Raw genomic sequence first — 12891 nt, forward strand, 5'->3', positions numbered from 1 at the left:
ATTGCCGTGGCGGTGACGCCGCTGAGTGCCCGCTTACGGAATTTTCAATGAATATTCAGACGAATCCAGCCCAGATCGAGAAGACAAGCGCGAGCTTCCCAGCAATTACGGAAGAGCCGATAAGATCGACATACCTGCCGGAAGAACGGCTCCGGCTGCTCGGCGAAAGCCTGGCCAAGGGCGATCTGACGGATCTGTTCGGTCTGATCCCGTTCGACTTCCAGGCCCGTATCCGTGACAGCGCCAAGAAGATCCTCGAAGTCTACCGGTCAACCAATGCCGCGCAGGCGAGGGGCGAAACCATCACGCCGGCCGCGCAGTGGCTGCTCGATAACAATTACCTGATCGAAGAAACCATTTTCCAGGTCAAACGCGACCTGCCGCGCCGCTTCTATCGGCAATTGCCGACGCTGAAACTGCCCGATGGCGGCACCGTGCCGCGCGCATTGGCGCTGGCCTGGACTTATGTCGCGCATTCCGACAGTTCCGTCTCGGCGACCATGTTCAAGTCCATCGTCCAGGGTTTTCAGTCGGTCGAACCGTTGAAGATCGGCGAACTCTGGGCGCTGCCGTCCCTTCTTCGCTTCGTGCTGATCGAGAACCTTCGCCGCCTGGCCGTCAGGGTCAACCGCACCCGCCAGATGCGCCAGATCGCCAACGACGTGGCCGACAAGGTGCTGGCGACCGACGACAATCCGGACCGGCAGGCAATCCTCGCCAAGTTCAGCGTCCATGCGCACGACACCACCTTCGCCACTCAGCTTCTCTATCGCCTGCGTGACGGATCGCAGAACGCCGGCAGGGCGCTGGAATGGCTGGAAGGCGAACTCGAGAAGACCGGCTCGGATGCCGAGGAAATCATCATTTCCGAGCACCAGACGCTGTCCAGCGGCAATGTGACCACCGGCAACATCGTCCGCGGCCTGCGCCTCATCAACGATGTCGACTGGACAGTCTGGTTCGAAGGCGTCAGCCGCATCGATACCGTGCTGCGCGAGCGTACCGATTTCGCCGCGCTCGACTTCTTCTCGCGCGATCAATACCGCACCGCGATCGAGGAACTGGCGCGCCGCTCGAACCTGTCGGAGTACCGTGTTGCCGAAAAAGCCATTGAACTGGCCGGCCATGCCGTCGGTGAAACCATCCCGGAGAGCGGTGAAGGCGTGGACGCCCAGGCTGCATCCGCTCATACCGATGTCGGTTTCTATGTCGTTGGCCCGCGTCGGCTGGAGCTGGAAAAGGCGATCGGTTACCGGCCCACGATCAGCCAGACGGTCAAGCGGACCTTCGCCAAGACAGGCTGGCTGGGCATCGTCCTGCCCGTCTTCGCGCTGACCGTGCTGCTGCTCGTCCTGTCCGGCAACGCCCTTTCCAATCTCGGACTGTCGGTGCCGTCGATCGTGCTGATGCTGGCTCTGTTTGCCGTGCCGGCCAGCGAAGGCGCGCTCGCTTTCTTCAACACCGTAGTCTCGCTGTTCCTCAAGCCGACACGCCTGATCGGTTACGACTACAGGCACGGCGTGCCGCCCGAGGCGCGCACCCTGGTGGTCGTGCCGTCGCTGATCGGCTCGCGTGACGATGTCGAGGAGAACATCCGCAACATCGAAGTGCATTACCTTGCCAATCTGGCGGACGAGATCCATTTCGCGCTGTTGTCGGATTGGCCCGACAGCAAGATCGAGATCGATGCGGCGGACACCGAGATCCTCGACTTCGCCCGCGCCGAAATCGCTCGCCTCAACGCGCGCTATCCCTCCGAAGGCGCCCCGCGCTTCTACATCCTGCACCGCCGCCGGCTCTACAATGCGGCGCAGGGCGCCTGGATGGGCTGGGAGCGCAAGCGCGGCAAGCTGCATGAGCTCGACCTGTTGCTGCGCGGCGACAGCGATACCACCTTCCTGCCGCTCGACGTGCCGCTGCCGGAAAAGGTCGTCCATGTGATGACGCTCGACGCCGATACCCGCACCACCCGCGATGCGGTATCGAGCCTTGTCGGCAAGCTTTGCCATCCGCTCAACCGTCCGCATTTCGACGCCACGAGGCGGGTCGTCACCGCCGGCTACACCATCCTGCAGCCGCGCATCACAGCTTCACTCACCAGCGGCGACGAAGCCTCGTTCTTCCAGCGCGTGTTCTCGGCCAATCGCGGCCTTGATCCTTATGTCTTCGCTGTTTCGGACCTCTATCAGGACGTCTTCAGCGACGGGTCCTTCACCGGCAAGGGCCTCTATCATGTCGATGCCTTCGAGGCCGCCTTGCAGGGCCGCATCGAGGAAAACACCATCCTCAGTCACGATCTGCTCGAAGGCGCTCTGGCGCGCGCCGCACTGGTCACCGACGTCGAGCTGGTCGAGGATTACCCGACCCGCTACTCGGTCGACGCCTCGCGCCACCATCGCTGGGCGCGCGGCGACTGGCAGCTTTTGGGCTACATCTTCAATCCCCGCTCAGGCGTTCCGGCCTTGTCGCGCTGGAAGATGGTCGACAATCTGCGCCGCTCGCTGACGCCGATCTTCTGGGTGATGGCGGCGATCGCCGGCTGGACCTTGCTGCCCTTCACGCAGGCCGCGCAGTGGCAGGCACTGCTGATCCTCAGCCTGTTCATGGCGCCGACCTTCGACGTGGTCAACGCCATCCTGCCCAAGAGCGGCGACCAGACGCCGCGTGGCCATTTCTTGGCGCTGGCGCGCGACGTCGCCTTCGGCACCGCCATGGTGGCGCTGAAGATCCTGCTGATGGCGCACAATGCCTGGATGATGGGCGATGCCATTGTGCGCACTCTGTACCGGCTGTTCGTCAGCCGGCAGAATCTCCTGGAATGGCGCACCGCCTCGCAGGCGCACAAGGCCGGCGACAACGATGTCGGTTCCTATTACGGCATGATGTATGGCGCCGTGATCATCGGCTTTGTCGGCCTCGCCATTCCGGTGCTGGCCGATTCCACCGGTGCCTTCGTCGCCTTCTTCTTTGCCTTGTTCTGGATCGGCTCGCCGGCGATCGCCAGCTGGATCAGCCGCTCCGCCGAAACCGAGGACCGGCTGCGCATATCGCCAGCCGATATCCACACGCTGCGCACCGTGGCGCGGCGCACCTGGCATTATTTCGAAACCTTCGTGACGGCCGAACATCACAATCTGCCGCCCGACAATTTCCAGGAGAGCCCCGCGCCCGTCGTGGCGCCGCGCACCTCGCCGACCAATATCGGCGTCTACCTGCTCTCGGTCGTTTCGGCGCGCGATTTCGGCTGGATCAGCCTGTCTGATGCCATCACCCGCATCGATGCCACCATGACGACCATCGAGAGCATGCCGCGCAGCCGCGGCCATCTCTTCAACTGGTACGACACCACGACGCTCAAGCCGCTCTATCCGCTCTACATCTCGGCTGTCGACAGCGGCAATCTCGCCGGTCACCTAGTGGCGGTGGCGGCGGCCTGCGCCGAATGGGCGGAAGCGCCTTCCGTTCACCTCCAGGGCGATTTCGAGGGCATTCTCGACACCGTGACCATCCTGAGCGAAAGCCTCGACGAATTGCCCGACGACCGCCGTCAGTTGCGCCCGTTGCGCCAACGCCTTGTCGATCGCCTCGACGGCATGCGGCGTGCCGTCGACACGATCAAGGCGCAGCCGGAAATGGCCTCGATCCGCACCATCAACCTGGCGGTGCTGGCCGGCGAGATCCGCAAGCTCGCCACAGCCATTCACACCGAGGCGGCATCGCCGCAGAGTGACGTCATCGTCGACTGGGCGGCAAGGCTCGAAGCCACCTGCGAGGCGCACGTCCACGACGCCCACAGCGACGAAAACGCCGTCGAGGCTCTGCGTGCCAAGCTGCTCACCTTGCGCGAGCGCACCCGTCGTTTCGCCTTCGAGATGGAATTCGCCTTCCTGATGAGGCCGGAGCGCAAGCTTTTGTCGATCGGCTATCGGGTCGAGGAACATCAACTCGACGAAAGCTGCTACGACCTTCTGGCCTCCGAGGCGCGGCTGACCAGCCTGTTCGCCATCGCCAAGGGTGATCTGCCGACCGAACACTGGTTCAGGCTCGGCCGCCCGATCGTCGAGATCGGCTTCCAGGGCGCGCTGATGTCGTGGTCCGGCTCGATGTTCGAGTATCTGATGCCGCCGCTGGTGATGAAGGAGCCGCAAGGCTCGATTCTCAACCAGACCAGCAAACTGATCATCAAGCGCCAGATGCAGTACGGCCGCCAGAAGAACGTGCCGTGGGGCATCTCGGAAGCCGCCTACAACGCCCGCGACCGGGAACTGACCTACCAGTACACCAATTTCGGCGTGCCGGGGCTGGGGCTCAAGCGTGGCCTTGGCCAGAACACGGTAATTGCGCCCTATGCGACTATCATGGCGGCGCAGTTCAACCCGCGCGAAGCAGTGCACAATCTGGCTCGGCTGCGCGAGATCGGCGCGCTTGGCCGTCATGGCTATTATGATGCGGTCGACTTCACGCCGCAGCGGGTGCCGGAAGGCACCAACCACGCGGTCGTGCTGAACTACTATGCCCACCATTCGGGCATGTCGATCGCCGCCGTCGCCGACGCCATTTTCGAAGGTCGCCTGCGCGATCGCTTCCACAGCGATCCGGTCATTGAATCGGCCGAACTGCTGCTGCAGGAGAGGGCGCCGCGCGATATTCCGACCGCGACCGTCCGCACCGAGGCCGACGAGCGCTCCAAGGACGAGACCGAAACCGAGAGCCCCGACACCCGCATCGTGCTCGATCCCGTGCGGGCGCTGCGTTCGACCAATGTGATGTCGAACGGCCGCTATTCGGTGATGGTGACGGCGACCGGCTCCGGCTACAGCCGCTGGGGCGATCTTTCCGTCACCCGCTGGCAGCCCGATCCAGTCGAGGATCGACTTGGCTCCTACATCTTCCTGCGTGATGTCAGCACCGGCGACTGGTGGTCGGCGACATCGGAGCCCAGGCGCGCGGCCGAGGAAACGGCGCAGACCCTGTTTTCCGATGACAAGGCGAGCTTTGTCAAAACCGCCGGCACGCTACGCTCCGAGGTGGAATGCATCGTCATTTCCGAGGGCAATGGCGAGGGCCGCCGGATCACGCTCTACAATGAGAGCACATCCGATCGTCACATCGAAGTGACGTCCTTTGCCGAACTGGTGCTGGGTTCGGAGGCTTCCGACAATGCGCATCCGGCCTTCTCGAAGATGTTCGTGGAAACGGAAATCGCTCCCAACAATGGCGCGATCTTCGCCACGCGCCGCAAGCGCGAAACCAACGAGCCCGATGTCACCCTGGTGCATTTCGTCACCGATCCGTCGGGACCGGCGCGTGATGCCGAGGCCGAGACCGACAGGCGCGCCTTCATCGGCCGTGGCCGCACCATCGTCGATGCCGCCGCCTTCGATCCAGGCGCCCGGCTGGGCGGCCATTCCGGCTTCACGCTCGATCCCATCGCCTCGCTGCGCCGTCAGGTGCGCGTGCCGGCCAACAAGAAGATATCACTGACCTTCTGGACCGTTGTCGGGGCCGACCGTGCCGAGCTGGAGGAGGCGATAAACCGGCTCGACCATCAGGAGAGCTTTGCCCGCCAGGCCATGCTTGCCTGGACGCGCAGCCAGGTGCAGACCCGTCATATGGGCCTCAGCCTGACCGATGCCGCCAATGTGCAGAAGCTGGCGCGCTATCTGATCTATCCCGATCCGTTCCTGCGGCTGCCGGCCGAGTCCATCGCTTCCGGGCTGGGCAAGCAGTCGAGCCTGTGGCCGACCAGCATTTCGGGCGATTACCCGATCTTCCTGGTCAGGATCGGCGACGTTGCCGATCTGGAGATCGTTGCCCAGGCGTTGCGCTTCCAGGAATATATGCGCACCCGCGGCATGATGATCGACTTCGTCGTCGTCAACGAGCAGGCTTCCTCCTATGTCCAGGATCTGCAGCGCGCGGTCGAGACGCTGTGCGAAAACAGCCGCTTGCGCGGCAAGGAACTCGGACCCCGCCAGCACATTTTCGCGGTGCGCCGCGACCTGATGGAGGAAACCACCTACAAGACGCTGCTCGCCGTCGCGCGGGTTGTGCTGCATACGCGCAACGGCACCATCTTCGATCAGATCGAACGGGCCGAGGCGGCCGCACTGCAGGCACGCGACGGCGTGCAGCCGGCAGGATTTCCGGGCCCGCGCGAAATTCCGGCGCCCGCACCGCAAATGCATGCATTTGCCTCGCAGGCCGACGTCAGCGCCGATGGCTCCGGCCTCAACCAGTGGAACGGTTTCGGCGGCTTCGACGGCGACGGGCGGCACTATGTGGTGCGCCTGGCTGGCTGGCGCACCACGCCGCAACCCTGGATCAACGTCGTCTCCAACGCCTCGTTCGGCTTCCACACCTCGGCCGAGGGTGCTGCCTTCACCTGGAGCCGCAACAGCCGCGACTACCAGTTGACGCCATGGTCGAACGACCCGGTGTCCAATCGGCCGGGCGAGGGCGTCTATATTTACGACCAGGCCAGCGGCAAGGCGTTCTCGCCGATCGCCGCGGTGGTGCGCGATCCCTCGATGACCTACGAGGCCTGGCATGGCCAGGGCTTCTCGACCTTCCGCTCGAAGCGCGGACCGTTGTCGATGGACCTGACCCATGTCGTCGATCCCATCGATCCGGTGAAGATCACGCGGCTGCGCATCCAGAACTCCGGCCCGGTACCGGCCCGGCTGCGCGTCTATGCCTATGCCGAATGGGTTCTTGGCGGACATCGGTCGCGCACCGCGGCAACCATAGTGCCGTCCCGCGACGGTGCCACCGGCGCGCTGCTGGCGCAAAATCCCTACGGGCTCGATTTCAGCGAGCGGGTGGCCTTCCTCGCCGCCGACACCGGCGTTCATTCGGTGACATCGGACCGGGCCGAGTTCCTCGGCCGACACGGGTCCAGCGAACTGCCGCAGGCGGTGCTGAGTGGCGCGGCTCTGTCAGGCCGCGTCGAGGCCGGAGACGATCCTTGCGCGGCGATCGCCCGCGACATCGAGATTCCGGCCGGCGGCGACGTCACGCTCATCTGGCTGCTCGGCGATGCCGAGTCCCCCGGGCAGGCGAGCGCGCTGGTGCAGCAGCACCGGGGCAAGGATTTCGACCAGCGCCTGGCCGACAATGAGCGCGAATGGCGCGCCTTCCTCGACACCATCCAGGTCGAGACGCCCGACAAGGCGCTCGATGCCATGGTCAATCACTGGCTACCCTATCAGAGCCTTGCCTGCCGCATCCGCGCCCGCTCGGCCTTCTATCAGGCAAGCGGCGCCTTCGGCTTCCGCGACCAGTTGCAGGACACGCTCGCCTTGCTGGCGCATGATCCGTCGCTGGCGCGCGACCAGATCCTCAACGCCGCGCGGCGGCAGTTCCCGGAAGGCGACGTGCAGCATTGGTGGTTGCCGCGCACCGGCGCCGGCGTGCGCACCCTGATCTCCGACGACGTGGTATGGCTCGCCCACGCCACGGCCCGCTATCTCATGGTGACTGGCGACGCCACCATCCTGAAGGAGCAACTGCCGTTCCTCGACGGACAGGCGCTGGGCGAAGGCGAGCACGACGCCTTCTTCACCCCGGAAATCTCGAAGAAGACGGTTTCGCTCTACGACCACTGCGCGCGTGCGCTCGACCTTGCCATCAAGCGCAGCAGTCCGGCCGGCCTGCCGTTGATCCTTGGCGGCGACTGGAACGACGGCATGAACCGTGTCGGCGAGCACGGCAAGGGCGAGAGCGTGTGGCTGGGCTGGTTCCTGCTGAAGACGCTGGGCGACTTCGCCGTGGTCGCCAGGACCGAGGGCGACACCAAGCGCGCCCAGGCCTGGGCAAAGCATGCCGACGCGCTGAAGCGGGCGCTTGAAAGCACGGCATGGGACGGCGAATGGTACCGGCGCGGCAGTTTCGATGACGGCACGCCTTTGGGGTCGCGTACATCGCAAGAGTGCAAGATCGACTCCATCGCCCAGTCCTGGAGCGTGCTTTCTGGCGAGGGCGACCCGGCGCGGTCGACCACGGCGATGCAGCAGGCGACGAAGCTGCTCGTCGACGATCATCTCAAGATCGTCAAACTGTTCACGCCACCCTTCTCGAAGACGCAGAAGGATCCCGGCTACATCAAGAGCTATCCGCCTGGCGTTCGCGAGAATGGCGGCCAGTACACCCACGCAGCCACCTGGTTCGTCATTGCGCTCGCCGAGATGGGGCAGACCGATGAAGCCTATCGCTGCTTCTCCATGCTGAACCCGGTCAACCATGCGTTCGACGAGGCCTCGACCGAGCACTACCGCGTCGAACCCTATGTGGTGGCCGCCGATATCTATGCCGGGGACGACAAGGCTGGGCGCGGCGGTTGGACCTGGTACACCGGCTCGGCGGGCTGGCTTTACCGGGCAGCGGTCGAAGGCATCCTGGGCATCGAACGGCGCGGCAAGCAGATCACGCTCCGGCCGAAGCTGCCCAGCCACTGGGATGGCTATCAGGCTTCGCTCAAGATGCTGGGCGCCGACATCAAGGTCCAGGTCGTGCGCGACAAAAAGACCAAGACGATCTCGCTCGAAGTCAATGGTTCGAAGACAAAATCGGCGTCCTTTGAACCCAAATCCGGCGGCCAGATCGAGGTCGTGGTCAAGATACCAGCGTAAATTCAGCAGTTTAGGTCAGAAACGCGCGCGTCCTCCGGGACGCGCGCCGCCGCGCCCTGTTTACTTGCCCGCGATCTGTGGGGCGTCCGCCAAACACGCCCGAAGCCAACTGTGCAAGCTCGCGGTGATTAAAAATGTGGCACTGCTCGACGGCTGCCATGATTTTGCCGCAAGGCTGACATTTCACCTTTTATCTCAAACCGTTAGGTGATCACGTCAGATTTCGTATCGTCGTCATCTTTTGTTCGCTAAATGGGAACGGAAGCGATAGACGGGCATTGTTTTGCGACGCATCAACCGTTACGTGTCAGGAAATGGTGCAGTGCACAATATTGGTGTTGGGCACAATAGAAAGTTGGCGGAGTAGCTGAAGTGTCACTTCTGCAGATCTATTGGAGAGCGCTGGGGTATCTGGCTGCCGATAAGAAGCGCGTCGCGCTGATCTGTGCGGCCAACGTCGCGCTTGCAGCCATAGCCATCCTCGAGCCGATCCTTTTAGGCCGGGTGATCGGCGCTATTTCTGAAAAAGGTCCGGTGTTTTCGACGCTCGCGGTCTGGGCAGCTCTCGGTCTCTTCAATGTCATAGCCTTCGTGCTGGTGGCGCGTGGCGCCGACCGCTTCGCCCATGCCCGTCGTTCGGAGGTATTGTGCCAGTCCTTCGAGCGCGTAATCACCATGCCGCTCGCCTGGCATCACCAGCGCGGCACGTCCAATTCGCTGCACACGCTGCTGCGCGCCGTCGAAACCCTTTTCAGCTTGTGGCTCGAATTCATGCGCGTGCATCTTTCGACGGCCATTGCGCTGGTGCTGCTGGTGCCGACCGCGCTTGCGATGGACGTTCGCATGTCCGTCGTGTTGCTTGGCCTCGGCGTGCTTTACGTTGGCATCGGCCGTATCGTCATGCGCCGCACCAAGTCAGGGCAGACCGCCGTCGAGCGTCACTACCATACCGTGTTTGCCCATGTGACCGATAGCGTCAGCAATGTCGCCGTGCTGCAGAGCTACAACCGCATCGGCCATGAAACCGCGGCGTTGAAGCGTTACGTCAAGGGCCTGCTCGACGCGCAGAATCCTGTGCTCGACTGGTGGGCGATCGCCAATGCCCTGAACCGTCTGTCGTCGACCATCTCGATGATGATCGTGCTGTCGATTGGCGCTTATCTCGTGACCCGTGGCCAGCTCCGCGTCGGCGACGTCGTCGCCTTCACCGGCTTTGCCGGAATGCTGATCGCCCGTCTCGACCAGATGTCGGCCTTCACCACTCAGATTTCCGAGGCGCGCGCCAAGCTCGAGGACTTCTACCGCCTTGAAGACTCGGCCGCCGATACCGCCGAGCCGGACGGCTTGCGCGACCTTGCCAACGTCACCGGTCATGTCCGTTTCGAGGATGTCAGCTTCGAGTTCCCCAATTCGGGGCAGGGTGTCAGCGATGTATCCTTCGAGGTCCAGGCTGGCCAGACCGTCGCCATCGTCGGGCCGACGGGTGCGGGCAAGACCACGCTCATCAATTTGCTGCAGCGCGTCTTTTCGCCGTCCAGCGGCCGTATCCTGATCGACGGCATCGACACCCGCACCGTGACCCGCAAGTCGCTGCGCCATTCGATCGCCACCGTGTTCCAGGATGCCGGGCTTCTTAACCGCTCGATCGAGGACAACATCCGCGTCGGCCGTGCCGACGCGACCAACGACGAGATCCATGCCGCCGCCGCCGCGGCCGCGGCGCAGGATTTCATCCTGGCCAAGAGCAATGGCTACGACACGGTGGTCGGCGAACGTGGCGGCCAACTGTCGGGCGGCGAGCGCCAGCGCATCGCCATTGCCCGTGCCGTGCTGAAGGATGCTCCGATCCTGGTGCTCGACGAGGCGACCAGCGCGCTCGACGTCGAGACCGAGGACCGCGTCAAGGAAGCGATCGACGAATTGCGCCGCGACCGCACCACCTTCATCATCGCCCACCGCCTGACCACCGTTCGCGACGCCGATCTGGTCGTGTTCATGGACAAGGGCAAGGTGGTCGAGATGGGTGGCTTCGCCGAACTGTCGCTGCGCAACGGCCGTTTCGCCAGCCTGCTGCGCGCCGGCGGCCTGCTCAACGACGAGGAAGTCCGCCGCCTCAGCCGCTCCGTGCAGGGCGAGGCAGCCTGAGCACCTTCTTCCCTTCTCCCCTTGTTGTGGGAGAAGGTGTCGCCGAAGGCGACGGATGAGGGGGGCTCCACGGAACGCCAACGTCTCATTCCGCTGGAACACCCCTCATCCTTCTCGCCGCTGCGCGGCGATCCACCTTCTCCCACAGGGGGCCCACAAGGGGGGAAGGAAGACGCCTCTACGCCTGCGACACCGCCGCTCGATTGCTCCAAACGCGCCGGCGGTCTATGTAAAGTCGCATGAGTGACACCTCCTCACGCCTGAGCGGCTGGACCGATCTTGCCAATCCGACGCGGTTCGTCGGGCTGGCCGACAGGCTTGTGCCGTGGCTGGCGGTGCTCGCCGCGCTCGTCCTCGCGGTCGGCCTCTATATGAGCTTCACCGCGCCCGAGGATTTCCAGCAAGGTATCACGGTGCGCATCATGTACATCCATGTGCCTTTCGCCTGGCTCGCCATGATGTGCTACACGCTGATGGCGCTCTCTGCGCTCGGCACGCTGGTCTGGCGCCATCCGCTGGCCGATGTCGCGCTCAAATCAGCGGCCCCCATCGGTGCGGTCTTCACCGCTCTGGCGCTGATCACCGGTTCGATCTGGGGCAAGCCGATGTGGGGCACCTGGTGGGTCTGGGATGCAAGGCTGACCTCGGTCTTCGTGCTGTTCCTGATGTATCTCGGCATCATCGCGCTGACTCGTGCGCTGGACGATGCCAGCCGCGCCGCCTGGGCCGCCGCCATCATCACGCTGGTCGGCTTCATCAACATTCCGATCATCAAATTCTCGGTCGACTGGTGGAACACGCTGCACCAGCCGGCTTCCGTGTTCAGGCTCGGTGGTCCGACCATCGATCCCAGCCTACTCTGGCCGCTGCTGGTGATGGCCGTCGGCTTTACCGTGCTGTTCTTTACGCTGCATCTGATGGCGATGCGCACCGAAATCCGGCGCCGGCGAGTTATTGCCATGCGCAGGGTGGCGGCACGGCAGGCCGAGAGGCCGGCCTAAAAATTCACCCCATCCGTCCGCGCGCTGCCACCGGCAGCGTTTCCAGCACCGTCTCACCATCGATCAGATTGATCTCGTTGAACAGGTTGGTGACGACGCAGCAATGGTCCGGCACGACACGCACGCGCTCGCCGATGCTTACCTTGCCATCGCCGGCAAGCGTGACCGTGCCGTGCTCCTCGCTCAGGCCCGTCACCAGCGCTCCCGGGACGCCCATCAACTCGCCAAAATCCTTTAGCCCCAGCGTATCGCTGGACAGCGCCTTGCTGCCGGCATCGAGAATGGCGCGCGTCGCTGTCGGATGGCTGACCACGGTTGCCAGCACCGTCAGCGCGCAATCGTCGAGGCCGCCGACGCCTTTGGCGACCTGGTAGCGGTCGAGATAGATATAGGTGCCGGGCCGATATTCGGTGACGACGGAGGCATCGGGGGAACGCCACATGTCAGGCGTGCCGCCGCTGGAGATGCGCTCACAGGCGAGCCCTGAAGCGGCCAGCGCCTGTTTGGCGTCGGCAAGCCAGGCTTCGGCCTCCACTGCCCGGCCGGCGGCCGGATAGGTCATCAGCCCGCCAAACGTAAGCCCGCCTGCCTTGTCGATCACTCTCGCCAGCGCAACCGCTTCATCGGCCGTCTGCACGCCGCAGCGTCCCATGCCGGTGTCGCATTCGACCAATACCGATAGCGGGTGCCCGGCATCGGTGAAGGTGGCGGCGAGCCCTTCCAGCGTCTGCGCGCTGTCGGCCGTCACCGACAGCGTCACCCGGCCATGCAGGGCCTTCAGCCGTTCGAGCTTGGCGCGGCCAAGAATGTTGTAGGGGAGAAAGATATCCGTCAGCCCGGCGTCGGCCATCACCTCGGCCTCGCCGATCTTCTGGCAAGTGATGCCCACCGCACCCGCCGCCATCTGCTTCTTCGCCCAGTAAGGCAGCTTGTGCGTCTTGATGTGCGGCCTGAGCTTCAGCCCGTTCTTGTCGGCATGGGCCTGCGCGCGGGCGATGTTGGCCTCGGCGCGTGCGGCATCGATGAGGATCGACGGCGTATCGAGATCATGGATGGTCGGCATTGGCTATACCCCGTGCAGTTCGCGCGGGTTATGAGCCCGAAAGCGCGCGATG

At 64.0% G+C, this 12891-nt stretch carries 4 protein-coding genes; 3 read left to right on the forward strand and 1 reads right to left on the reverse strand.

What is annotated here, in order from left to right:
- The first annotated feature begins 47 nt into the window (after positions 1-47).
- The 3 genes from FJW08_RS04245 to FJW08_RS04255 all read left to right on the forward strand — a co-directional run bounded on the left by FJW08_RS04245 (position 48) and on the right by FJW08_RS04255 (position 11776).
- Entirely contained in the window at positions 48-8630 is an 8583-nt protein-coding gene (locus tag FJW08_RS04245; RefSeq protein ID WP_140809071.1) for a glucoamylase family protein, read from the forward strand.
- 372 nt (positions 8631-9002) lie between these two features.
- Positions 9003-10775 carry a glucan ABC transporter ATP-binding protein/ permease gene (locus tag FJW08_RS04250; RefSeq protein ID WP_140809073.1) on the forward strand — a complete coding sequence of 591 codons (1773 nt, stop codon included), beginning with the start codon at positions 9003-9005 and terminating at the stop codon, positions 10773-10775.
- Between the two features lie 239 nt (positions 10776-11014).
- Positions 11015-11776 (forward strand): heme ABC transporter permease, encoded by a 762-nt coding sequence (locus tag FJW08_RS04255; RefSeq protein ID WP_140809075.1) that lies wholly within the window; start codon positions 11015-11017, stop codon positions 11774-11776.
- A 4-nt stretch (positions 11777-11780) separates the two neighbouring features.
- Here the strand turns inward: FJW08_RS04255 and FJW08_RS04260 are convergent, their stop codons facing one another.
- Entirely contained in the window at positions 11781-12839 is a 1059-nt protein-coding gene (locus FJW08_RS04260) for a D-TA family PLP-dependent enzyme (protein WP_140755574.1), read from the reverse strand.
- Between the last annotated feature and the right edge of the window lie 52 nt (positions 12840-12891).

Source organism: Mesorhizobium sp. B3-2-1 (assembly GCF_006439515.1).
Lineage (GTDB): Bacteria > Pseudomonadota > Alphaproteobacteria > Rhizobiales > Rhizobiaceae > Mesorhizobium.